Here is a 26795-nt window from a genome sequence, read left to right as displayed (position 1 = left end):
AAAATGACGCGTCATGAACGAAATCTAGTTACGACAAAAGCACTACTTGAATCTCAAGACGGTCAATACAATCGTCAACAGTATCGTGACTATTTTGAATCGTTACTCCCAAGCAACGAAGAAACTTATGGGTTAGGCGTATGGTACGAACCGTATGCTCACAATGAAGACGATGAATACTTCGGCCCATATGTATATAAAGGTGAGGACTCTCTTCAATACACCGAAGATTATGAAGAGCCGTCTTACGACTATCACTCACAAGGTTATTATACACAAGGAATTGAAGCTGATACGCCTATTTGGACGACACCGTACTATGATGAAACATTGGATCAAACATTTATCACAACGGCCGTTTCTTTTGCGAATCAAGAAGGCACAACACAAGGGGTGCTAACTAGCGATTACGTATTAAATTCCGTACAATCATTAGTCGCTGACATTAAAGTAGAAGACACGGGGTATGCAGCGTTAATTGGAAAGGATGGCACATTTCTATCACATCCCGACCAAGAGAAGATTCTCTCCGCTAGCTTAAGTGATGAAATTAGTAACGAAAATGTCATCTCTCAAATCAACGAAAATAGTAACGGAGATGTAACTTTATCACTAGATGGAACAGAGTATGAAGTCCATTACGAAACATTACCAAAAGTCGGTTGGAAACTAATGATGTTTGCACCAACTGATGAATTGTATGCGTCACTACCCGCTTTGCTTAACAAATTGATTATAACAAGTGTTGCATTAGTTATTCTAATTGTGCTTCTCGTCTTTTTCATTGGACGAACCGTTTCTAAGGACGCTAAGAAATTAAACACCTATTTAGAAGGACTAGCACAAGGCGATTTAACCGACCGAATTGATGTTCAATCGTCTGATGAACTTGGACAGATGGGGCAGTACTATAACCACTCTGTCAACTCCTTACATCAGATGCTACAAAGTATTACAAAGAATTCAGAACATGTTGCATCAACATCTGAACAGCTATCCGCAAGTTCACAGGAAATTAACTCATCGGTTGAAGAAGTCGCAACATCGATTCAAGAAGTAGCGAATAATGCAACATCACAAAATGAAATTGCCAATCAGTTATCAGGGTCTAGTGAAAAAATGCATGAAAATATGAATGATATGGCTGACTCTATGAAAATGATGAATCAAGAGGCATCTCAGTCTACAGACCGAGCAAGTCAAGGAAGTAAAAATGTAAAAGATGTCGTAGAAAAGATGCATGAATTAAATAAACAGATCAAATCATCATCAGACAAAATTTACTCCTTAGACAAAAAATCGGATCAAATCGGTGAAATGTCTAGAATGATTACGGAAATTACAGAACAAACCAACTTATTGGCATTAAATGCTGCGATTGAAGCAGCACGTGCTGGTGAAGCTGGTAAAGGTTTCTCCGTTGTCGCTGAAGAGGTACGTAAATTAGCTGAACAAACCGGACAAACGTCTAGTCAAATTAATGATATGGTTGAAGATGTTCAAAAAGAAGTATCAGAGTCTGTTACAATGATGGAACAAAGCCAGACGATTGCTGATGAAGGTATTCAATCTGTTGAACGTTCTGGTGAATCATTCGATACAATTACATCTTCTATCTATGACTTATCTGAGAAAATTACAAGCATTACTTCAGACATGGAAAAAAGTCTGGCAGATATGAAAGAAATGAAGGAACTTTCGGATAAAGTACAGAATTATTCCCATGACACAAGTGACCATGCGAATAATGTTTCTGCTACAACTGAAGAACAACTATCAATGATGAACGAAGTAGCTAATGCTTCCGAATCATTAGCCGAAATGGCTCAACAACTTCAAGAAGAAATGAGCCAATTCAACATTTAGTTTTAAAAAACGAAGAAGGATTCATGAGTAGTTCAATTTTGGAGTGCAAGATCGCAAATTGCACCCTTAATTGAACTACTTTTATATACGAATAGGATAAGTCGTATTTATATGATAAAATAAGTGAAAGAACGTTAGAATGATTTTGTTAAATTTACGCGAGCACAACTAAAATAAGTATTTTCGATTCATTGCATATATGAATTGTTATGATAGTATAAGATAAAGGATATTGGTGGTGATTAATCCGTATGGGAAAAATCCAATCTGCAAAAGAGCTTATGAAATATATTGAGAAGATGAATAGTGACAACTCTGTATTCCAATTTTCGATGCCTGGCAAAGGAAAGTTTACACTTGTTTTACAAGAAGAAGATGATGAAAAATCTATACAGTTTGAAGTTGATAAAAATCCCGAACTTAAACGAATGCTAAAAGAAAGTCAGGAGCAGTATGATACAGAAAGGAGTATGTCTACTTCAGAATTATTAAATGCTGTGTCTAAAAAGGACTTTATGTAATGTATGACCGAAATGTTATTTGGACCCTGCTGTTAAAGAAAAACTTACTCTGTTTAGAAGTGAAAGATTTACACCAAAAGAGACTCTTGATTTTATCTCTCAGTTTATCATCGAAACTGAAGATCTATTAAAGAATCGGATAATTGGAAAAACATACACTGAAGAAGTCGGCAAATATAAAGGTGTTACTAGGATAGTGATTAAAAGGTTTAGAGTTTATTATAAATGGATAGAAAATGATGTTGTTATTTTAGCTATCCTTTTTCCAGGTGAAGACTAAATAAAATCCTAATCGTTCAGGAATTTTCACCATACTCCTTCATTGACTGATAAATAAACGATTGAGTGTCGTCTGCACTTCTTATATCATCCACCCACACTAACCATTTCCTTAAATATTCTCTACATTGATCAGTTAATTTAAAAATCTCTGGTGCATCCGCTCGTTCCACTAATTTTAAAGATAATTCGTCGTCCACTTTATGTACAAACATAAGCATCACCTCTTCTTTATTCGGTTCATTATATATTCGATATATGAACATCAAACACCTTTTTATAAAACAAATTCTTATGTACATCGAACGTGAAAGCACTTTCTAGTGATAAAACTCATGTTTTCTGCTCTCATTCGTGCTATGATGACTTATAATCGACCTACATACAGAAAAAATGCCTTCATTGAAACTATGAAGACACTTTAGAACGATTCAAGCTTATTTTTTTGCTTTCATTTTATGCTATGTTCATTGGACACATCATAGGACACAGAATATATCCTATGTCCCATTCTTCATTAATTTTACTTTTTCTTTCGTTAAATGGTAGATTCCTTTAAAGAAGTTGCCATTGACCATGGTAAGGATTCCGTCTAGCATAGGCATGTTGACGATACCGCCAGTCATACGAGCAATACCTCTAAATGGCATATTATACACAGACATCATCATTAAATTCGCCTGGCTTCTTTTGCCAATTTTCCTTAAAAACCAGTGTGTAAAGACAATAGAATGATATAATAATTTTCCAAATATCCCTTTTGCATAATGGCATTGTGCAATCATATCATTGTAACCAAGCGGTTGCGTTCGATCCCAATATGGAGACGGTACGGATCTACCAAGTAAGGATTCAAACTCTCTTTGGCTGACATTCTTAATATTGCCTGAATAGTAAGATGGTAGTTTTTCTTTATCATAAGGTATAGGAGCATTGGTACCTTCTATAAAAATCGTGTCATTTAACTTAATATCCGCACTAGAAGCACCAATTAAAATTTCATATTCGGCCGTTTCGATTTCCCATTGATTTGTTTGTACATTGAAATATCGAAATGTTTTATCATCAAATGATATTGTAACCGTTTTGGTTTCTCCAGCATTGATAAATACTTTCGTAAAACCTTTCAATTCTTTTGTTGGTCGAAATATTTGATCAGATTGGCAGCGTACATAGAGCTGTGGAACCTCCATACCTGCCTTCTGTCCAGTATTGGTTAACTGAAAAGTCACAGCGTCTTTTGACACTTCAATATCTGAATACGCAAACGTCGTATAACTGAGACCATAACCAAAAGGAAACCTTACATTTACATTCGCTGTATCATAATACCTGTATCCAATGTACATACCTTCACGATATTCTACCGTTTTCTCTTTGCCTGGGAAATACTTAGCTGATGGTGTATCCTCATAACGAATTGGATACGTCTCTGCTAATTTTCCTGAAGGATTCACATCACCAGACAACACCCTTAAGATGGCTCTTGCCCCTGCTTGTCCACCTAAATATCCATGCAATAGACCTTTTACTTTATCTATCCAAGGCATTTCAACAGCAGAGCCGCAAGAGATGATTCCAATGATATTTTGATTCACTTCAGAAATGGCATCAAGTAATTCTATTTGGTTCTCAGGAATGTTCATGTGTTTTCTATCTAGTCCTTCTGCTTCTGTTACTTCATCCAATCCAATATATAACAGTACAGCATCTGCTTTTTCAGCGAGCGCACAAGCTTTATCAATTTTTTTCTGATTTTTCTTTCCATAACGTTCAAAACCTGGTTCATAGCCAATACTAATGATTCCAGACTCTTCAAAACATTCCATTGTATGGTCAAGGATCGTTGGATTGACAATAGAAGAACCAGCACCTTGGTATCGAGCATCCTTAGCAAAATCACCTATGACAGCTACCTTTTTACCAAACGTTAATGGTAAAATATTGTTCTCATTTTTCAACAAAACAATCGATTCTTCTGCTACTTTTTGCGATACACGATGATGTTTCTCAACATCAAATGGACGAGGGTCCTTCTTTGTTTTCGTCTCAGTGAAATATATCAAATCTAACAACCGGTCAACTGATTGATCCAATATTTCCTCACTTATTTCTCCATTATGAACGGCTTGAATAATTTCTTGATCTGTTTCACCAGCTGTTGTGGGCATTTCTAATTCATTGCCAGCTCGTAAGCCCGCCACTCGATCATTACTACCACCCCAGTCTGTAATCACAGTGCCTGTGTAGTTCCATTCATGACGTAAAATGTCCTGCATTAAATGCATATGTTCATTTGTATATGTACCATTTAATTTATTATAAGATGACATAATAGATTGTGTTTGGCCTTCTTTTACAGCCATTTCAAATGCCGTTAAATAAATTTCTCTCATGGTTCTTTCATCTACAATGGTGTCTATCGTCATTCGTTTTTCTTCTTGATTATTGACAGCAAAGTGTTTCACACAAGCAGACACCCCATATGACTGTATTCCTCGAATATAACTAGCCGCCATTTTCCCTGTAAGATAAGGATCCTCACTAAAGTATTCAAAATTCCGGCCACATAAAGGGTTTCTTTTCATGTTAATCCCTGGTCCTAGCAAGACATTTACGTTTTGGGCAATCGCTTCTTCGCCGAGAAATTCACCGACTTTTTCTCCTAATTCAGCATTCCAACTATTTGCAACGGTAGCGGCTGTTGGGTAACAAGTGGCAGGAACCCCTTGGTTTAAACCAGGTTTGTTCGCTGCTGCTGCTTGTCTGCGAATACCATGTGGACCATCTGCAAGAAAAATACTATCAATGCCAAGACGTTCAATCTCTTGTGTCTGCCAAAAATCCTTCCCAGACATTAATGACGCCTTTTCTTCTAATGTCATTTTTTCGATAATATCGTTATACTTCATGTTCATTCCTCGTTTATTCAATATAAAAAGTATGTTAAACGAATGCTCGTTATTCTATATGTATTCTACTATAGAATATCATTATTTGCTAATACGGCTGATTACACATAAAACAATGTTCATTATAGTTGAAAAAGCAGGAACTCCGGATAGAATCCCTACTTTCATTAACAGCACAACCACGAGATATTCTTTCTAATTGAACCCGACTAATCTTTGAGAAATTTTATAAGCACCAATGGAGATCTGACGACCGATTCTACCAGGTAAATTAATCAGCCTTCCCATAATTCCATATTTTAAGTTTCGGTATAACTGAATATCATTATGTTTAATGTAGTGCATTAAGGCTTTTTTCTTTTGTATGTTTTCTTTTGTACCAGAACGAATTAACAAAATGGATGATACAACAGTTACGATTTCTAAATGACGGAGCAAATAGTGACGAAGATGATCATTTTCGACATACTTATGTTGTGCTTCGTCAATCATCAGTTTATTCACTTTCAATTGCTGGTCAATTCGTTTAATCATCATATGTTCTTGTACCGACTGATCTTCTCTTCCAATAAAATAACGATAAAAGTCAACATTTACATAGTACATATTTTTAACATACGCTAGTGGCGTATATACGTATAAATTATCCACGTAAAACGTATGCTTCGGTAATTCTAAACCACATGATTTTAATAATTGTGTCCGATACATCACAGAATGCATTAAAAGGTATTGCCCTCTGCGGAAATTTTTCGTCTCATCCCAAGTAAAAACTTTTCCTTCAGGAAGGACATTTTGATACTTCATAATCTTTTTATATTTTGCTCCTTCTTTTTCATACACAAAATTACTGATAAGCAAATCCACGTACTTTCCTTTACCATACAGATTTCTGATCGTATCAAGGATTTTTACATACGAACGAATGTCCACCCAATCATCACTGTCTACTACTTTAAAAAACAAGCCAGATGCATTACGAAGACCTGTGTTCACCGCTTCCCCATGTCCGCCATTTTTTTGATGAATCGCCCTTACGATATATGGATACTTTTGGGCATACATATTGGCTATTTCCGCAGTTTGATCACTAGATCCATCATTGACGATTAACACTTCCACCTCATCTCCACCCGGCAAAAGTGATTCAATACAATACCTCATATAATCTTGTGAATTGTAACATGGTATAACGATAGATAATAGTTTCATAGATGTTCACAACCTTTACTCCGCTTGTTTTTCTGGCTCTTGCTTAAAAATGATTTTAAAGATCGGGAAGAATACCCAGAATGAAATGGCACTATTAATAATCATTGTAATCACATCGGCTGTGGTCTCTCCTAAGGATCCCATTTCCCAAGTATTCATTAATAGATTATATATCGGCGCTTTATAAAAACCTTGTGCAGCAGCGGCACCAATTGTAATAATGACATAAGCCACAAAATACCAGAAAGCCGCTCTCCATATATTACTGTTTGACTTAAATGTAATACTTCTTTGGGCAAAGAAGTTGATAATCTGTGCAATAGCAATCGTAATTTGAACAGCTAAAAAGTAAGCAAGTCCACCTCCGCCACCAGAGGAAAGCGGACCTGCCATATAATCAAAGATATAGTAAGGACTGCCATCAAATGTTTCCCCTACTTGCCATATCTGAAAATTCATATGAATTAACGACGTTTGCGCAAAGATACTCTTAAAAATCGGCATTAACGATAATTGTAGCACTGTTACCCCATTACTCAAAAGGAAAAAGACTAAAAATTGCGCAAAATGTGGGTGTTTCTCCTTGTACCTTGCCCAAAAGCCAAGTGGACCTGAAGCTAACTTATCTTGATTTGCTTTCTGATTACTCATTTTACCTCTCCTTTGTCGCATTAGCTACTTTTTGGAACTTGCTTTTGTGACTGACGCATTTTTCTTCTCTCTTTTAAGAAGTGACGCAAACCTTTGAAAAATTGACCGTTTACCATTTGCAAAATGCCATCAAGCATCGACATGTTTATGACGCCACCTGTCATTCTTGCCATGCCTCGAAACGGCATATGATAAACTGACATCATAATAAGATTGGCTGTACTTCGTTTTCCTATTTTCCTTAAAAACCAATGTGAAAACACGATAAGATGATACGCAATTCTAGCTATTGCGCCTTTAGCATATTGACATTGAGCAATCGTATCATTGTAGCCAAGTGGTCGCGTTCGATCCCAATGGGAAACCGGTACACGCCGACCTAGTAACTGTTCAAATTCTTCCTGTCTGACATCGTTGACCTCTCCAGAATAATAGGATGGCAACTGATTTTTTTGATAAGGTTGCGGTGCTTGGGAACCTTCAATATGGATGGTGTTTTTGAGTCGGATATCTTCAACAGATGCACCAATTTGAATCATATATTCCGCCGATTCTACTTCCCATCGATTGGTTATTACATTAAAATAACGGAAGGTTTTATCATCAAAAGCTATCTCAACTTTTTTTGTTTCTCCAGGCTGAAGAAAAACTTTTGAAAAACCTTTTAACTCTTTACTTGGCCGAAAGATTTCTCCGGATGAGCAACTAACATAGAGTTGCGCGACTTCGCTACCAGCTACTTCTCCGTTGTTTGTTATAGTAAAGGTGACACCCTGTTGAGTCACTTGCAAGTCGCTATACTCAAACGTCGTATAACTTAATCCATAACCAAAAGGAAAAAGAGCATCTACATGGGCTGTATCATAATAACGGTAGCCAATATACATGCTTTCTCTATATTCTACACTTGCTTCTTCCCCTGGAAAGTGGTTATAAGCAGGTGTATCTTGATAACGAATCGGATACGTCTCAGCCAATTTACCGGAAGGATTTACTTCACCTGTTAGCACTCGTAAGATCGCTTTTGCTCCCGCTTGTCCGCTTAAATAGCCATGAACTAGTCCTTTGACTTTATCAATCCAAGGCATTTCAACTGCCGAACCACAAGATAAAACAACGACAATATTTGGATTCACTTCATAAAGCGCATGTAACAACTCAATTTGATTCTCAGGTATTTTCATGTCATGCCGGTCAAGACCTTCTGCTTCCGTCGCTTCATCTAATCCCATATACAACAACACAATATCGGCATTTTTCGCTAATTGACAAGCATGCTTGATTTTCCTTTTACTCCGTTTACCGTAACGTTCAAATCCTTGCGCATAACCGATGCTTTGTACATTGACATCTTTCATAAATTCTAGTGTCGTATCTAGTTTTGTTGGATTAACAATCGAAGAACCTGCCCCTTGATATCGTGGATTTTCTGCAAAATCTCCAATTGTCGCTACCTTTACATCCTTCTGTAATGGCAATATATGATCTTCATTTTTCAACAACACGATTGATTCTTCTGCTGCTTGTTGCGCTACTTGATGGTGTTTATCTTGATCAAAGTTATTTTGTGGATTACCTTGTAACGATACTTCAGTCGATTTCATCAATTCTAGTAATCGATCGACACATACATCCAATACTTCTTCTTTTATGGTGCCATTTTTTATTGCTTGCACAATATCCTTATTGGTTTCCCCGGCTGTAGTTGGCATCTCGAGTTCATTGCCAGCAATTAGCCCAGAGATTCGATCATTACTTCCTCCCCAATCAGTAACAACAACTCCGTTATATCCCCATTCATCTCGCAAAATTCTTTGCATTAAATGAAGGTTTTCATTCGTGTATTCACCATTTAATTTATTATATGAGGACATCACCGTCTTGGTTTCGCCTTCTTGAATCGCAATTTCAAAGGCTGTTAAGTAAATTTCGCGCAATGTTCTTTCGTCGACTACTGTATCAATTGTCATCCGGCGCGCTTCTTGATTGTTTGCTGCAAAATGCTTCACACAAGCAGATATGCCGTGGGATTGAATCCCTCTAATATAACTAGCAGCTAGTTTTCCAGCATGATAAGGATCTTCACTGAAATATTCAAAGTTTCTTCCACATAAAGGATCTCGCTTCATATTTATCCCAGGCCCCAATAAAACATTCACATTTTGAGCTACGGCTTCTCTCCCTAAATAGTCACCGATCTTCTCACCTAAATCAGGATTCCAGCTATTGGCAACTGTCGCTGCTGTTGGAAAACATGTAGCAGGAATACTTTCATTTAACCCTAGGTGATCCGCTGCTTCAGCTTGTTTCCTTATACCATGTGGTCCATCAGCAAGAAACATGCTATTAATTCCTAAACGGTCAATATTTTGTGTTTGCCAAAAGTCTTTGCCTGACATTAAAGATGCTTTTTCTTCTAATGTCATCTTGTTGATAATCTCTTTATGTTTCATCGTTGATACCTCTTTTTTGCTTTAGACAGCACCAGAGTGGGCTGTCTAAAGCTAATTTTGATTATTTGCTATTGATTTGCGACCTTTTCAACTGCATCAGCTTGTTTGTTTTTTCGATGTGTCAATTTGTAGAATCCGAGTGATAATAGAGTGAGTAGAATAATATCCCCCAGTCCTAACAACAATAGCCAATTTGGATAAGATTTTTGATTAATTTCTAGCGCATTACTATTAGCAACTGTATATAAAATGTTGTGAGTTGCTTGTCGCATCGCCTGTCTACCCGTATTTGTTTCTGTACTTAATTCTGTCGGTTCGTCACCTAGCGTTGTCAGCATTAGATCATTACCAGCACGAATTGCGCTATCTGGACTCATATGTGGAAATTGATCCCAATCGGTTATTACCATTCCTTCAAATCCCCACTCATCACGAAGAACGGTTGTCAACAATCCATAATGGTCACCAGCCCATAACGTACCCAGTCGATTAAAGGAAGACATAATCGCTGTAGAACCGCCTTCTTTCACAGGTAATTCAAAGGCTTTTAAATAGATTTCGCGAATGGCTTGTTCATTAGACCAAACGGCTACACCATCACGGTTTGTTTCTTGGTCGTTTAATGCATAGTGTTTAATATACGTATAAACACCTTGATCCATGGCACCTTTCACAGTTGCTGCGCCCATTTTTCCAGAGATAAATGGATCTTCAGAATAGTATTCAAAGTTTCTTCCTGAAAATGGTGTACGATGAATGTTCATAGCAGGTGCATAAATACCGCTAACACCGTATACAGTGGCTTCATTCGCTAAGTATTCACCCATCTTCTCCGCAAGATCAACATTCCACGTAGAACCTAATACGACTTCAGTCATATATTGTACGCCATTCACGCCGCTAAGCAGATCATTGATCCCTGCTGGTCCATCTAAATCGGTTGTTGCTGGTTTATTAATCGATTCAACTTCTTGTGTTTCATAACCGCCATAACCGATCAGACGAGCCATTTCATCAACAGATATTTGTTCAAGTAAATCCTGCCATTTGGGATCATCATAATCCAATCCCTTCATATCTGCTAATTCCAATCCGTGATCGGCAAATGTAATATCTTCGTCTTCTGGATTATCTTCGATTGGATTGGTTTCTAATGCTTCAACTAATTCAGGAGATGCCTCCTTATCCTGTGTACGTTGTGTCGGCAAAGTACCTTCCCAATCTGCTCGTGATACATATTGAATGTCACCTTGAGCATCTTCAAATTGATTGGTTGCAACTACTTGATCAGAAGCGCGTTTGTTTCCTTCGTTATAGACAATAGTTTCTCCTACTTCATACTCTCTTGTATCCAGTACGTCATGAGCGTTATTCATTAATTTAATATCATATGTTCCTTCTTCCAACACATAAGCTTCTTCATTCTGATAGTCATAAGAAGCCATATCTTCCGCGGCAATCTCTAATGTAACGGTTTCAGACGAACCAGGTTCTAACATTTCTGTTTTATCAAAGGCACCAAGTTCGACATGCGATTTCTCAATACCACCTTCATCATATGGCGGTGTATAATACACTTGTACGACTTCTTTACCTGCTTCATTACCTGTATTCGTTACTTCCACATCAACGGTAATCGTATCTCCATTTGACTGATAGTTTGTAATTTCTTGCGTAAAATCGGTATAACTGAGACCATAACCAAATGGATATTGCACGGCATTTTCATAAGCTTCTTCATCAACTTCACCTGTTTGATTATCGACATAACGTGTTTCATAATAGCGATAACCTACATAAATGCCTTCTTGATAATTTAAAAACGTATGATACTTTTGACTTTCTTCACCGAACTTGTCGACTGAAGTGTGCTCAGTATTCGAATATTTAAAATCACCTGCGTTATAATAGGCTGGGGATGATGTCGCATCATAAGCATAAGTGTTCACTAATCGCCCTGAAGGATTCACTGTTCCAGCTAATACTTTGCCAACACTATTATTGCCAGTGGATCCTGGGCCACCTATGACCATAGCGGCGTCAATTCCCTCATCTTCTAAAAATTCAAGTTCCATGGCATGACTCGAATTGATCATGACAACAACTTTTTCAAAATCCATTTCTTTAACCATTTCAATCATGGTTTCTTCTGCTTCAGAAATTTCTAAATAATGACGATCCTCTGTTCCTCCATACTCTGACGTTTCAAACGGAAGATCACCACCTTCACCGCCAGCTCGTGATAAAGTAATAAGTGCCACATCTGAAAACTCTTCTGCATTCGTTAACATTTCCTCAGAGAAATCACTGGTTGCTGGTTCACTTAATCGATAGTCCCCACCATCCAAGTTAAACACATCTTCTTCTTCCTCTTCAGGCTTATGTTCTTCATAAAATTCTGTTAATTCATCGTTCACGTTGAAACCGGCATTTTCAAGACCTTGTTGCAGTGTAACGTTTTCACTTTCGTCACCAGAACCTGAACCGCTTCCACCATAAACCATCTTCACCGAAGCTTGACCAAAGACATTAATATTTGTTTCTGTTTCATTTGATTGATTCAGTGGAAGAGCATTATTTTTATTTTCTAATAGAACAATCCCCTCATCTTCAATTTTCTCTGTAATGCCTCGAGCGTCTTCTGTTACTTTCGCTAACTCCTCTTCATCCATATCCACTTTTGTTAAGTATTGGTTAATGACGACATGATAGTTATAAACAGCTCCATTTAATACAATAATTGCGATTAAACCTACACTTAACAAAGCAAATAAAACTCTTCTTCTTCCTTTTCTCTTCGGCGTATGCTTTCTTGCCCATATAAATCCAAAAATAACAATACCTATTGCAAGAATGATGACACCGATAAGTAAGATTTTCACCATTTCTGGAACGCTTACAAAAGACACAGTAATTGCTGTACCAATCATAAGGCTAAGCTAATCAGCCATATTGTCCAAACTTTCTTCTTGCTTCCTCTCGCATTACTCATGTAGTTCCCCCCTGAACAAATGTCATACAGGCGTGACTTGTATCTGTTTTCACGACTGTATATTTAGATTAACGTATTGCGTATCAAATGACTATCAACGAAAAGTTAGGAGGTAGTAACGAACGGTTGAATACATACCGGAATGGTGTTATATATTAGAAAAAAATAGTCGTTTTAAGGTTATGTGATTCCTTTAAAACGACTATTACATGATATCTCTTATGTATTGTTGAAATAAAGCAACTGCTTTGGATTGAATACCACGTTTGCGATAGACTAAATAAACATTTTGAGGTACCGATTCACTGATTCGAATCGTTTTTAACTTTGGATTTTGTACAGATTCTTCCACGAAATCAATCGAAACGCCTACATAATCATTCATTTCACATAAACGATGTGCTGTTAAAATACTACCAAATTCATGGATCACATTTGGTGTAAAACCATAGTCAAAACACTTCTCCATGAATATATGCTCTTGCTCGCTCTCGACTGCTTTAAGAACAATAGACTCTTCTTCTAAATCAGCAATCGACACTTCATCTTTTTTTGCAAGTGGATGGTGATGCGAAACAACTAAGACGACTTCCCCATGCGCAATGATTTCATACTCACAGTTATCAATGTTATAAGGTTCCATTACAATGCCAACATCGACTTCTTCCTCAAAAAGTTGTTGAATTGGATGTTCGTCGGGATACTCTTTTAATTTCATTTGAATATCGGGATACTGTTCAGAAAAACGAAACAAATCTTGTACTGGTAAAACGGAAGTCGTCGAATAGGTTACCAATACATTTAATACTCCCTTACTACCACTGATAATGCTGATTTCTTTTTTTATATCTTCTATTAAGTATCTCAAGTGTCTCGCACGGGCATGCAATAATTCCCCAGCCTCTGTCGCTTCTACTCCGCGCGGTCCTCGATAAAATAATTCAGTTTCCAATTCTAGTTCTAGTTGTTTGATCGTTTTACTAATACCTTGAGGTGTAATATATAATTCTTTAGCTGCAGCAGTAACACTCTTTTTCTCATAAACTTTGATAAAATATTCTAATGCTTCTGTATTCATAAAAGATCCTTTCATGTCATAACGCGCAATGGTAATGTTGTCAGTATAGCACAAATATGCAACCGAGATCACCATACTGTTGTCATAATCTATGTCATTTCAATGATTCGGTTGATATATGACTAGGAGTATGAAAAAATAATCTTGATATAAAAACAATAGATCATCATTTAACGTATAGGTTACCATAAATAGATGATGGCTTGTTAAAAATCAGCATCAAATAATCGTTGATACGTCCTATGAAATTCTAACTAAAGGAGCGCTTACTATGTATGACTACCTCATTGTAGGAGCAGGATTGTTTGGGTCCGTTTTTGCTTATGAAGCAACGAAGAGAGGAAAAAAGTGCCTCGTCATTGACAAACGAAATCACATTGGTGGTAACATCTATACCGAAGAAATGGACGGCATCCAAGTTCACAAATATGGCGCTCATATTTTTCATACAAATAATCAAGACATATGGAACTATGTGAATCAATTCGTTACCTTTAATCGTTACACTAATTCACCTGTCGCTAATTATAAAGGGGAGATATATAATCTACCATTCAACATGAACACATTCTATCAATTATGGGGCGTAACATCCCCTGACGAAGCGAAGCAAAAAATTGAAACACAAAAACAAGCAGCACATATTACCGAACCTAGCAATTTGGAAGAACAGGCGATCTCTTTAGTAGGTTCCGATATTTATGAAAAACTGATCAAAGGATATACCGAAAAACAATGGGGGCGACCTGCAACTGAATTACCACCGTTTATTATTAAACGTTTACCTGTTCGATTCACCTTTGATAACAATTATTTTAATGACCGTTTTCAAGGCATTCCGATTGGTGGTTATACAAAAATAATTGATCAAATGCTTAAAAATGTAGACGTTCAATTGAATACTGATTACTTTGATAAGAAACAAGCATTTAAAAATTTAGCCAAAAAAACAGTGTATACGGGAATGATCGATCAATATTTCGACTATATCTATGGGACACTAGAATACCGGAGCCTTCACTTTGAAACAAAACGTTTAGAGCATACAAGCAATTATCAAGGAAATGCTGTTGTTAATTATACCGATCGCGAGACACCGTACACACGTATTATTGAACATAAACATTTTGAATTCGGTACACAAGATCAAACGGTCATAACTGAGGAATATCCACAGGAATGGAAACCTGGCGATGAACCTTACTATCCAATTAACAATACGAAAAATAATGAACGCTACAAGCAATACAAAGCCTTAGCTGATCAAGAAGAAAATGTCATATTCGGCGGTCGATTAGCAACTTACAAATACTATGATATGCACCAAGTGATTGGCGCCGCACTCGCAACCGTGAGAAAAGAGTTTGATGACAATTAGAAAACCATCATCCTCCTCCGCACTAACACCTATCCCCCACGATTGATCATATAACTGGCAAATTGTTTTAAAAAACTAATGTGGTGCGGGATTTTTTGTAGCGATTCCATGGCTCGGCAATAATGTTCCCACATTTCCTTCTTCGCTCCTTCTATACCTAATATGGATACGAAGGTCGCACTTTGATTCGTTTGATCAATACCAGATGGTTTCCCTATCGCCATCTGGTCCCCTTCAACATCCAGCAAGTCATCTTTAATTTGAAAGGCAACTCCTGTGTGATAGGCATATGTTTGGAGTGCCTCTCGTTCGTCTTGTGATACTCCTGCTAAGATAGCTGGCATCATTAGGCATGCTTCAACACCAATTCCCGTTTTATAAAAGCACATGGTGCGTAATTCTTCGACAGTTAATCTTTTATTCTTTGACTCCAAATCTATCGCTTGTCCTTTACACATCTTTTGCGTCGTTTGCGTCGAATACGTAATTAACTCTAAAATCGTGTCTGCATCAAAGGATGACATCGATGCCTGCTCTTGAACGGCCCTTTGTGTCATAAATAATCCCGTTAATTCAGCTATAGCCGGATTGTACGCTTCATGTAACGTTTGACGCCCACGTCGAATCGGAGCATTATCTTGTGACGGCAAATCATCATAAATGAGTGATGCCGTATGCATATATTCCAATGAACGCAATAATGGGATGATAGTATCTTCATCCAATTGATAGGCTTGTATAGCCATCACCCATGTCATAATTGGTCGTATACGCTTCCCGTCACTTTCTAGACTATAATTGGCTGCATCTGTAATCGGATCGGTCCACAGCATAGCATGTTCATTTGTGTCGATAGATAACATTTGATTGATTGATTGTCGAACCGATTCAATCGTCGATTCGAAAGCTTTTTTGTCTTCTTTTTCAGTCCGTATCGTACGTAGAAAATGATCACGTAGCAGTTTATCAAAGAAATCAACATCATTTGCCTTTTGTACCATATGTTGTATCGTTTGTTGGAACCGTTGATCGCTCAACCCAAACACTCGCATGATTTGATTATATTGTTTTTGACCCAATTTATCCTTTAATCGCTTTAACCCGTTAATGGCTCGATTTAATAAAAGATCACGCGATTTCTTATCCTTATGGTACACTTCGTCAATCAAATACGAAATGACAGCCCAATACAGTTCAAAAGGGTTGATGAGGTCAGGCCGCGATTTATGATACTTCCAGTAGTATGTATAAGGCGTCACCGTACCTGTTGCCATATCATCAGCCATATCAGCTAAGTCATCGGCCAATTGGTTATATATCCCATAAAAAAAGAGTCGCTCATCTCGCCCCGGATCATCTGCGCCATCAATAAAGTAACGTACAATCATTCGTGATGCAGACGATTTAATCATAACGGGAATATATAGCTCTTCATTGGTATATTCAGTATTCGACAAATGTTTATTGCGATCAATCTCTTGTGAATGAAAGAAAACATAGGACTGCTCAAAGAAGTCTTTTACCATTGATGCATCTTGATAATCCTTCATATAAGCAAATGCCTCTCTTAATTCAAGATGTATCGCTTCCATTAACTCGTAATGATTACCATTCCATTCTGCTAATGGTGGCACTTCACCTGTCGTCACACTCGTCCGAATAAACGACGCAAATTGTTCCTTTTCTTGTGCTGATAACACATTAGCATCAAGCAAATCATCAATAAACGGATAACTAAGACCGTAACAATAACCTATTCGTATCGCTCTGGCCAATCGATTTGATCGTTCTTGATAAGGAATGCTTTGGTCCATGCCATCCAATTCTTGCATCACAACACCGGCAATTAATTTGATCAGCTTACGTTGCGCATTTTCCTTGTCCATTTCATCTGGTAACACGCTGGACACCCACTGCAATTTAGCCATCAGCCAAAAAAAGGTTGACTCAATCCCCTCTTTCTGCGCCCAACGATAAACTTCTTTCATATGAAAAGGATTTTGGTGTTCCGTTTGTATCAGATATTTTTTCACTTGATTAACAGCTTGATCAATTTTCACTCGCGTCTTGTTTGATTCAAGTGTTTGTCCAAGATCTCGCATATAAATATACGAAATACTGCGATCAAGATAATCATCAAGCTTCCCTGTCCGTTCCAACCATCTCAAATAAGAATGGTAATCGTTCCGAGGGGCGGATGGTCGCTTCAGTTTCAAAAAGTGTGAGAAGGTACGGGAAAAGTGACCCCGTTTCCAGTCATTAAAATAATCCATGAAACAACTCGTGTAATGTTGATGATTGATTCGCTCCGATAATGCTTGAAAATATTGCTTTGCCTTCATCTCTGCTGTCATATAACTCTTGCTAGTATTGATCATACATGGGTCTGTCATCATTTCATTACTCCTATTTTTTTATCCAATAACTTCATTATAACATTGATACACAGACCATAAGCATCCATATCCACAACAATTACTAGGAAGTCATTTTCTCTAGTTGAATCTCATGATATCGGTTTCGATACCATGTTCTAAACTCGTCAGCAAATCCATACGGTACATCATTGATGGTTTCTGTATGCACCGGTTGTGAACGATTGGTTGTTGTAATGGTAGCGATATCAAGCAGCCGTTGCAACCGATTTTGTTGTACCGCTATTTCAATTACTTTGGAACGTTTCGTGATAAATAAATACGTCGTTAGACCACCTTTTCTTAGTTGAAACTGGTCGTCTTTTATGGAACAAGACGTGTGAATATAATCGAGGCAGCGATTCAGATAGATATAGGCAAACAATAGCAATGATAGCATCCACCATGCCTGTTCAATGCCAAAAATCGGACGTCGAAATATGAACAAACCGATCGTTACTATGATCCAAAACCAACTTGGCGTAAATAGACGAACCCATAATGATTTTTTCGGCAAGCGCTGCATCGTTTCATACACCTGATACTCAGGAAGTAGTTCATGTATCATTTGATACGCTTGGCGAATCGGCAAAAATGGATAAAGAGCATTGACATTTGTCTGTTCATCAGTGCCTGAAGGATTCGAACTACTCACTAATTTGACTTCAGCCAAACCGAACAATCGCTTTAATAAGGGCTGTTTTACTTCAAGAGCTTGTACCTTTTTCTTTTCAATTGAAAACTCACTCTCTTCCAATAGACCTTTACGGATAAAAATATGTGTTGCGTTCGATGCAATCTCGTATCTTCCATATTGAATGACCGTTTTCACCATACCGATAATCACAGCTACAATAACAGCTATCACGATGACAATTGCCGTCATCCATCGACCATTCGAGAGCAAACGAAACATCCCCTCAATCTCGAATCGATCGGAAAAAAGCACTTGTAGATAATCTATTACACCGAACAAAATCGGAACAAACGCCAAAAAGCTTAACGACGTCATACTCGCTTTTAACGTATCTTTTTTATTCGGCCTAAAATGAATAACAGATTGATCTTCTGTTACATTTTGATGATCTGTTTGTACGTTTGCATCATGCGTAGACTCTTTATTTGTTTCCTCTTCACTCACGTTTTCTTCTTCTTGTTGATGAATGTGATGATTCAAATTGGCATCTTTCTCAACCAATTGGCGTAAATCTTCCGCTTGTTTTTCAGTTACAACTTGAAAGACAACCGCATCATCATCTCCATCCATTGCAGTTTCAAACGTTATCGAAGTCATGCCAAATAACTTGTGAAATAACGTTGTGTGGCGAGTAATATTTTGAATGTTAGAAAACGGAATCGTCTCCGTCTTGCGCACAAAAATTCCTTTATGTAAATAAAAGGTATGATCCTCCCACTCATAGGTTTCTTTCAGCCAACTGATAACAATATGAATCGGGCGCCAAATCAGAACAAAAACGAATACATATCTACCATATTCAAACACCCAAAATTCTGAACCTGCTTTCACGAAAAATAATAGAAGTGCAAACACTAGAATATTTTTGACGAATTGATACATTTGATAAAGTATTGTTAGCGGATGATATCTCATGATTGATCGACTTCCTTTATCTTCGCAAATTTTGCAATATCATCCCGCACATCCAAGGCCAATTGTTCGTCTAACGCTGGGATGTTGTGTGATGAGCCCATCGTTTCTACATGAATCGTACGTAGACCGTAATATCGAAGAAACGGTCCTTGGCTCACTGTGACAGATTGAATTTTGCTCATCGGAATGGTCACCCAGTGTTCTTTCCAAATGCCTCTCTTCGTTTGCAAAAACTCCTCATCAACTTGATAGCCCCAACTTCGATACAAATATTTTGGCTGTATCATGCCCCATATCGTAGCAAGGACAGCTAGTACGGTTATCCCCATTAAAATCCATTCGATCCAGTAAACCCATGAGAAGTAAGTATCAAGAAAAAAGAGTACACCCAATATCACGAAAAAGATTAAATTACCTAGTAACTCGGTGACAAACCACAATTTGGGAGCTTTATCAGACAATTTTTGACTTAATAGATCATTCATAAATTGCATCCTTTCTTTTCATTACAACAGATCCTAATCTTTCCTCAAACGGATCTGTACATCAACATTCAATATATACTAAAAAATATGTTGATTCAGTTCTTCTCTTAGTTTTTCTCTCATCTCTTGTGTCAGCACGATACAACTCACCGATCGGCATGTGGCTTTTATTTTTAATTCATATTGGTGATTCACTTCTTTTGAAAAGCCAAAATATTTATGGTTAACGTCGATCGGAATAAACTCAAAGCTTTTCACCTTATCCCAAGGAATAAATGTCGTTCCAGACAGGATACCATCACGTTGAATCGCAAATTGATTGATAAGATTCGTTAAGCCTGTAGATATAACCAAAAAAAGGGAGTATGCTGCCGCGAAAAGGTTATCACCATTGAAGATTATCCATAAAAACAATGCCAAAGCGAACAAAAAAATAAAACTGATAAGGATGATACCTAACTTTTGTTGTCGATATATAGGCGCATTTATTTTTCGATCCATTTGTAATTGTAACCCCTGCCTTTCTTCTTCAGTTACTGGAAGAAGAACTGGTTGTTTCATCTTCACTAATACAAGTATGAATTGAAATAGATAATACCCGAATATACTGAGAAATAACAAGGTAAAACTAATATGTATGATATTACTTCCCATCAAGTCACCTCCTCTCGATTACTGATGATGTAAAATCCATGAATGCCTTGGCTATTCCGCCTTTTTCATTTTTGTTGTCTTACATATACTATGACATAGGGAAAAAAGGGAGGCGATTTTTTGTCTAACAAAAACACCTATGACATGACCCCAAATCTAGCAAAAAAACTATTAAATGATAAAAACGTATATCTAACAAAGGAAGGAAAACAACGAATTCAGGAAATCACACAAACTAAACATTTTTTTAAATCCTAATATTGGACGCAAGGACAGGTCCTCCGTCTCACATAATGGGAACGGAGGTCTCCTTCTCTATCCAAATCCAAAAAACACTATACACTTAGCCAAATATTCAATATAATGATCATATAGATTTATAATATCTTATACAATTATAACATATTTTTCCTAATTCAGCATCGAGATAAGGAATAGAACACCTGTCTACTTGTCTTGCAAAAAGGTGAACAACATGAGAAAACAACGAAAAAAGAAACCCATTTACATTCCCGTCCAATTGAAGTTTTGGCTGAGTCATGGTTTCGCGATCGGCTGGATGTTATTTTCCATTTATTTATCTTTCCCGTGGGTTCAAAGCCTTGCAGAGATTTTCACATTTCCAATCGCATTATTTATAATAGGTGGAATCGCCTATGTTCCTGGTTATTTAAATGCATTCTTAGTCATCACATTGATCTTAGACCGCCAACCCGCATTTAAACAAAAATGGCCAGATATACCTGTCTCTATTTTAATCGCATGTCGTAATGAAGCTGATACGATTGCAAATACGTTACAATATATTAAAAATCAGGATTATCGCTCATTGATCCAGGTCATTCTTATTGACAATGGCTCCACAGATAATACGGCAGAAATTGCTCTTGAAGCTGCCCAAAATCTTGATATGCATATACATGTGATTCACGAAAGTAAGCCTGGGAAGTTTCATGCATTAAATCGTGGCATTCAAGAAGTGACATCAGATTTTCTAATTACATTAGATGCTGATACGTTACTTCACTCCAAAGCCGTGCGTTATCTCGTTGCCCGAATCATCAGTGCACCGACAGATGTATGTGCTGTGGCTGGTTCAGTGCTCGTCCGTAACAGCAGATATAATCTAATGACCAAAATTCAAGAATGGGATTATTTTTTAGGAATCGCATCAATTAAACGATTACAAGGATTATATCAAGGTACACTCGTAGCTCAAGGTGCATTTAGCATTTATAAAACGGAAGCGGTAAAAGACATAGATGGATGGCCTGATGCCATTGGGGAAGATATTGTATTGACGTGGAAATTTCTTAGAAAAGGTTGGAAAGTGTTTTTTGAACCATTAGCCGTCGCTTTTACAGATGTACCGACATCTGTAGGAGATTTTACTAAGCAGCGTTCACGTTGGGCGCGTGGCATGGTCGAAGCACTAAAGCTATCCAAACCTTGGGAACAACCGCAAATTTATACAAAATATTTAACAGGAATTAACTTTATCATGCCTTATATGGATGTTGTATACACATTTTTTTGGCTACCCGGTCTCATCTTATCGTTATTCGGTTACTTTTGGATTGTTGGTCCAATGACATTATTTGTATTACCACTAACTTTTATCAGTTATGGTATCCTCTACCGTTATCAAAAAAGCGTGTTCAAGGAACTTAACCTACGTGTTAGAAAAAATATGAGCGGTTTTATTTTATTTACCTTGTGCTATCAAATGTTAATGGCTCCTGTGTCAGTTTGGGGTTATGTTCAAGAAACCTTCAAATTAAAAAGGAAATGGAAATAGTTTAAAACAATAGAACAGGTTCCTCGACCCAGTATAGGACGAGGAACCTGTTCTATTTTGTTGGTTGAATGGTGCCGTATGGGTGTTCTGGTGGGGCATAGATCGAGTATAATTTTAACGGACGATTCCCTATGTTAATTAAATTGTGCCATTTACCAGCTGGAACCATAATTGCGTTATCTTCAAACACATATTGTTGATAATCTAACCTGTTTTTTCTGTCTCCCATTTGCACAAGTCCTTGCCCCGATTCAATGCGTAAAAATTGATCAGTGTCTGGATGCACCTCTAAACCGATACTATCCCCAACACCTATAGACATTAATGTGACTTGTAAATGTTGCCCCGTCCACAAAGCTGTACGAAATGTTTGATTCTGTTTTGTCGCTTTTTCTATATTGACGATAAACGGACGTCCACCGTGATCCATTGATTGATGCTGCCAATGAGGTTGTTGATAGGGTTGCGGATATCCCCAAGGATGTTGCATCTGCCTTTGCCAAAATGGTTGGTCATATGAATGATACATAGCATTTTCCCCTCTCTAAGAAACTCATTCCATCTTATGCAAACACCCATATAAATGTACGAAGGAGAGACCATTATCTTATTTTTCTAGCCTGAGATTATTATTTCTAGCGTCACAATTATTTTTCTCGTTTGAGCCTACATGAGTAAGACAGGTTTTATAGTCCTGCCTTCCTCTGTGTCTTTTACCGCTTGTTGAATGTCTTCAAATTTGTAGGTCTTGATGAATGTATCAAATGGGAATTTTCCTGCTTGATACAGGCGAATGAGTTTTGGCACGGTAAGTTTAGGAATACTTGCACCTTCTACCAGCCTGATACCGTTCGATTGGGTGGTACTAAATCATCATGGACACGAATATCCGTTTCACCTGTCGCCCCTACTACCACCAAATGGCCAAGCACACCTAGCGAATGCAACGCCTGTTTAAAAACTGGTGGTGCTCCTGTCGTATCAACACCATAGTTCACGCCGCCATCGGTAATATCTCTGATTGTTTCCACAACGTTCGCTTCATTTCCATTGATGATATCTGTAGCCCCTAATTCTTGTGCCAATTCCAACCGATTTTCCTGTAAGTCGACCGCAATAATATGCGAAGCTCCCGTTAATTTCGCAGCCATCACAGCGCTTAATCCGACTGTGCCACATCCAAAAATAGTGATAGATGAGTCCACTTCCGGTTGCAAATATTCAAGCACCGCACCGCTTCCAGTTTGTATTCCACAGCCTAATGGGCCGACAATATTCAGATCAATGTCTGAATCAACTTTTACCACATTACGTTCGTGTGCAACGGCATATGTACTAAACGATGATTGTCCAAAAAACGTTCCTAACTCCTGACCATCTTTACTCAGACGTTTTGTTCCATCATTTAAGTTCCCGCCGAAATTCAATTCAAACATATTGACACAGGCGTAAGGTGCACCCCTTCTGCAACTTTCACACTTCCCACATGAGCTAAAAGACAACCCAACATGATCGCCTGGCTCAACTTCTGTTACATTTTCTCCTACTTTCTCTACAACACCAGAACCTTCATGTCCTAATACAGCTGGCAAGTGACCCGGTACATGCTGATCTCGAACAATTAAATCCGTATGACATATGCCAGATGCGACGACTTTAACTAATACTTCATTAGCTTTTGGCTCTTGTAAATCCACTTCTTCAATTTCAAAAGCATCACCTTCACTATACGTTACCGCTGCTTTTATTTTCATAACATCCTCCTTCACTTTACACATAGTTTCTCAAGTTTAGTATGTACTCGGCTCTACTGTTTATTCTTAGGTACAAAAAAACCAGTCGCTTCCTATACGACTGGTTGTGATGCACTATTCAGTTACATGGTTATAACAATCTTTCCTTTGGCATGATGACTTTCACTTACTTCATGTGCTTGCTTGATTCCTTCTTCGGTTAATGGGAATTGGTGGCCGATAGTAACTCTTAATTGACCTTGTTCCATCAAGTCAGCCAACTTCTTCAGATTTTCACCTTTTGGAATTAACCAGATAAAATCAGATGTAATATTTTTTTCTTTCGATTTCTCTTCATCTGGTTTACTAGCAATCGAAGCTAGTGTACCGCCACTTTTCAGCACGGAGAAACTTCTTTCAAGAACCTCGCCGCCAAGTGCATCCAGTACAAAATCATAGTCTGTGAGTTCTTTATCAAAATCTTGCTTTGTATAATCGATCACTTCATCAGCACCAAGTGAATATAAAAATTCAATATTCTTCGTACTACCGGTTGTCGCAACAAAAGCTCCTGCGTGTTTGGCAAGTTGAATCGCAAACATGCCAACACCACCAGCCCCTGCATGGATCAGTACCTTGTCACCTTCTTTAACACGACCGAATTCAAACAAACATTGGTACGCTGTTAAACCAGTCAGAGGCACAACAGCTGCTTCTTCATATCCGATATTGTCTGGAATCTTTGCTAACAAATGTTCATCAACTGCTGTGTATTCAGCATACGTTCCTCTATTCGTTGTATCAGGACGGGCGAAAACTTTATCGCCAACTTGGAAATCTTGCACATCTTCGCCTACTTCGTCGATAACGCCTGCCGCATCCCATCCTAAGATAATTGGGAAATCAAACGTAAGCATTTCTTTCAAATAACCCTCGCGCAATTTCCAGTCAATGGGATTAATTGAAGTGGCATGTAGTTTAACGACAACCTGTTTGTCACCAGGTACAGGCTTGTCCATTTCCTTTTCTTTTAATTGATCTTTCCCACCATATTGGTTAATCACAATAGCCTTCATAATTATCACCCCACTAAATGTTAACATGCACACCACATACACGTTAGCATCTTGCTTAGGGAAGTTAATCATTCATAGAAAAAAATGGAACAAGGTCTTATCCCTCGTCCCATTATCTCCGTTCATAATAAAAATAATCGTAGTCGACGAAACCGCCGCTTTCAGTCGTAGCATAATTAAATAATCCGATCCGATACCCCATAAAATGATCCAAGGTATACTTCATCGATAACGTTTCACCAATAGCGTGCCAATTGAAACCATCTTCTGAATAAAAAAAAGTGGCTTCATCGATCTGATTTTCAAAATTATAGACAATCTTTACATAAATTTGATTCTTTCGATAAGGAAGGGATTCCACCACTTTTTCCTGACCGTTCCCGTCGTTTACCGTCATGGTTACATGATAATGATGATTGTCATCTACTTTCAATCCCACCGTTCCAAAAGCATTCTGCAAAGCCACCAAGCCCGCATAGTCGCCTGGTTTCATATTGGATACATCCATGACAGTCGACGCACGACAACCTGGCCCTTCGGTGCGCTGAGTCAGCGTATTGCGAGCAGTGAGAACGCTACTCGTCACATGCCCTGTCTTCAAACGTAAATGTCCAGGTCGATCCGTCACAGACCAGAAGCGATGATCAGGATTATGATTCCATTGCCACTGTAATGCTAATGAATGTTCTTTATAATCAAAATCATCACTCGCAACAAGCGGTTGAGTGGCTTTATGTGTACCATTCACTTCAAATTCACGTTTGACTTCTATCACCGGCCATTGATGTTGCCATTCGACCGGTAAAATATAAGGAATTCTTCCAACTGCACCATGATCTTGAAACAACATGGCGTACCAATCACCGTCAGGGGTATCGAAAATCGCACCTTGTGCAATCCCTTGATTATGATCACCCAAATCATCATCAAAAATGATTTTTCGTTCATATTCACCTAATAGATGATTGGAACGGTAACAAATTTGTCGTCTACGTTTGTTTCCATCCGTTGGCCATTCAATAAACAATAAATAATATCGTCCATTGATGATATAAGCATGACAGCCTTCACAACGCAAACCCATATTTTCTTTTTTCGTTTCGAGTAATAACTGATTCACACCACCAGGCTTCACTGCAGTCACATCTTCGGTAAGCTCTGTTATATGTATATCGCCACAACCATAAATGACAAATACACGATCTTGATCAAACAGTAAACCTGGGTCATGATAAATTCCGTCAATGACTGACCGTTGCCATGGTCCATTTTCGATATCTTGCGTCTGATAAATATAAAATTGATTCATGTCATTGCTAGAAAAACAAACATAAAACGTTTCGTTATGATAACGCAAACTTGCCGCCCATGATCCCTGTCCATAGATTCCTTGTCCATCTAATAGATTATGAGCATTGTTATCTTCCAACGTATCAAAAACATAGCTTACGATTTCCCAATTAACCAAATTGTCTGATTTCATAATTGGGCACCCTGGCATAGTGTGCATACTAGTGCTTACCATATAATAGACGGTCCCTACTCGAATGACATCCACATCCGGCACATCCGACCAAAGAATAGGATTGGTTAAAACTGTATTCGCTTGTGTCATGTACATTTCCTCCATAAAGTATGTATGCCCTTACATTATGTCAAAAAAGGATAAGGTAATCAAATG

Annotated in this window: 19 protein-coding genes and 1 pseudogene; 5 read left to right on the top strand and 15 right to left on the bottom strand. The window is 37.9% G+C overall.

What is annotated here, in order from left to right:
- The first annotated feature begins 3 nt into the window (after window positions 1–3).
- The 3 genes from J416_RS12195 (at window position 4) to J416_RS12185 (ending at window position 2667) form a co-directional block, all read left to right on the top strand.
- A complete protein-coding gene (locus J416_RS12195) occupies window positions 4–1866 on the top strand; it encodes a methyl-accepting chemotaxis protein (RefSeq protein ID WP_003472617.1) in 1863 nt (620 codons plus the stop codon).
- Between the two features lie 251 nt (window positions 1867–2117).
- Window positions 2118–2387, top strand: coding sequence for a hypothetical protein (locus J416_RS12190; protein WP_003472614.1), 270 nt, complete (start codon window positions 2118–2120; stop codon window positions 2385–2387).
- Window positions 2388–2406: 19 nt separating this feature from the next.
- Complete coding sequence (locus J416_RS12185) at window positions 2407–2667, top strand: type II toxin-antitoxin system RelE/ParE family toxin (RefSeq protein WP_003472611.1); 261 nt, start codon at window positions 2407–2409, stop codon at window positions 2665–2667.
- Window positions 2668–2683: 16 nt separating this feature from the next.
- Here the strand turns inward: J416_RS12185 and J416_RS12180 are convergent, their stop codons facing one another.
- The 7 genes from J416_RS12180 to J416_RS12150 all read right to left on the bottom strand — a co-directional run bounded on the left by J416_RS12180 (window position 2684) and on the right by J416_RS12150 (window position 13964).
- On the bottom strand, window positions 2684–2881 hold the full coding sequence (locus tag J416_RS12180) for a hypothetical protein (protein WP_156809589.1): 198 nt from the start codon (window positions 2879–2881) through the stop codon (window positions 2684–2686).
- A gap of 285 nt (window positions 2882–3166) precedes the next feature.
- Window positions 3167–5578 carry a beta-glucosidase family protein gene (locus J416_RS12175; RefSeq protein ID WP_003472606.1) on the bottom strand — a complete coding sequence of 804 codons (2412 nt, stop codon included), beginning with the start codon at window positions 5576–5578 and terminating at the stop codon, window positions 3167–3169.
- Between the two features lie 195 nt (window positions 5579–5773).
- Window positions 5774–6790, bottom strand: a complete 1017-nt coding sequence (locus J416_RS12170) for a glycosyltransferase family 2 protein (protein WP_003472603.1) — start codon at window positions 6788–6790, stop codon at window positions 5774–5776.
- A 15-nt stretch (window positions 6791–6805) separates the two neighbouring features.
- Window positions 6806–7441 (bottom strand): hypothetical protein, encoded by a 636-nt coding sequence (locus tag J416_RS12165; RefSeq protein WP_003472601.1) that lies wholly within the window; start codon window positions 7439–7441, stop codon window positions 6806–6808.
- Window positions 7442–7461: 20 nt separating this feature from the next.
- Complete coding sequence (locus J416_RS12160) at window positions 7462–9894, bottom strand: glycoside hydrolase family 3 C-terminal domain-containing protein (protein WP_003472599.1); 2433 nt, start codon at window positions 9892–9894, stop codon at window positions 7462–7464.
- Between the two features lie 68 nt (window positions 9895–9962).
- Window positions 9963–12824 (bottom strand): beta-glucosidase, encoded by a 2862-nt coding sequence (locus tag J416_RS12155; protein WP_003472596.1) that lies wholly within the window; start codon window positions 12822–12824, stop codon window positions 9963–9965.
- A gap of 267 nt (window positions 12825–13091) precedes the next feature.
- Window positions 13092–13964, bottom strand: a complete 873-nt coding sequence (locus tag J416_RS12150) for a LysR family transcriptional regulator (protein WP_003472593.1) — start codon at window positions 13962–13964, stop codon at window positions 13092–13094.
- Between the two features lie 271 nt (window positions 13965–14235).
- Between J416_RS12150 and glf the strand changes: the two genes are divergently transcribed.
- A complete protein-coding gene (gene glf / locus J416_RS12145; RefSeq protein WP_003472590.1) occupies window positions 14236–15342 on the top strand; it encodes a UDP-galactopyranose mutase in 1107 nt (368 codons plus the stop codon).
- 29 nt (window positions 15343–15371) lie between these two features.
- On the opposite strand, the gene J416_RS12140 is transcribed toward glf, so the two are convergent.
- The 4 genes from J416_RS12140 to J416_RS12125 form a co-directional block, all read right to left on the bottom strand.
- Window positions 15372–17735, bottom strand: coding sequence for a polyprenyl synthetase family protein (locus tag J416_RS12140; protein WP_003472588.1), 2364 nt, complete (start codon window positions 17733–17735; stop codon window positions 15372–15374).
- Window positions 17736–17820: 85 nt separating this feature from the next.
- Complete coding sequence (locus J416_RS12135) at window positions 17821–19368, bottom strand: PH domain-containing protein (RefSeq protein WP_003472585.1); 1548 nt, start codon at window positions 19366–19368, stop codon at window positions 17821–17823.
- Window positions 19365–19853, bottom strand: coding sequence for a PH domain-containing protein (locus tag J416_RS12130; RefSeq protein ID WP_003472583.1), 489 nt, complete (start codon window positions 19851–19853; stop codon window positions 19365–19367). The genes J416_RS12135 and J416_RS12130 overlap by 4 nt, the downstream gene beginning before the upstream one ends.
- Before the next feature lie 78 nt (window positions 19854–19931).
- Entirely contained in the window at window positions 19932–20507 is a 576-nt protein-coding gene (locus J416_RS12125; protein ID WP_003472581.1) for a hypothetical protein, read from the bottom strand.
- A gap of 475 nt (window positions 20508–20982) precedes the next feature.
- On the opposite strand from J416_RS12125, the gene J416_RS12120 reads away from it, so the two are divergent.
- Entirely contained in the window at window positions 20983–22305 is a 1323-nt protein-coding gene (locus J416_RS12120) for a glycosyltransferase family 2 protein (protein ID WP_003472579.1), read from the top strand.
- A 52-nt stretch (window positions 22306–22357) separates the two neighbouring features.
- Here J416_RS12120 and J416_RS12115 read toward each other — a convergent pair whose 3' ends face one another.
- The 4 genes and pseudogenes from J416_RS12115 to J416_RS12100 all read right to left on the bottom strand — a co-directional run bounded on the left by J416_RS12115 (window position 22358) and on the right by J416_RS12100 (window position 26729).
- Window positions 22358–22834, bottom strand: a complete 477-nt coding sequence (locus J416_RS12115) for a cupin domain-containing protein (RefSeq protein ID WP_003472577.1) — start codon at window positions 22832–22834, stop codon at window positions 22358–22360.
- Between the two features lie 137 nt (window positions 22835–22971).
- A pseudogene (locus J416_RS12110) lies at window positions 22972–24059 on the bottom strand (NAD(P)-dependent alcohol dehydrogenase).
- 122 nt (window positions 24060–24181) lie between these two features.
- Window positions 24182–25114: an NADP-dependent oxidoreductase gene (locus tag J416_RS12105; RefSeq protein ID WP_003472568.1), complete on the bottom strand. Its 933-nt coding sequence runs from the start codon at window positions 25112–25114 to the stop codon at window positions 24182–24184.
- Between the two features lie 112 nt (window positions 25115–25226).
- Complete coding sequence (locus J416_RS12100; protein ID WP_003472565.1) at window positions 25227–26729, bottom strand: glycoside hydrolase family 43 protein; 1503 nt, start codon at window positions 26727–26729, stop codon at window positions 25227–25229.
- Window positions 26730–26795: the final 66 nt, after the last annotated feature.

The sequence above is a fragment of the Gracilibacillus halophilus YIM-C55.5 genome (genome assembly GCF_000359605.1).
In the GTDB taxonomy this organism is placed as follows: domain Bacteria; phylum Bacillota; class Bacilli; order Bacillales; family Amphibacillaceae; genus Gracilibacillus; species Gracilibacillus halophilus.
The sequence above is the reverse complement of the archived record's forward strand: the minus strand, read 5'-3'. Positions and strand labels throughout refer to the sequence as shown.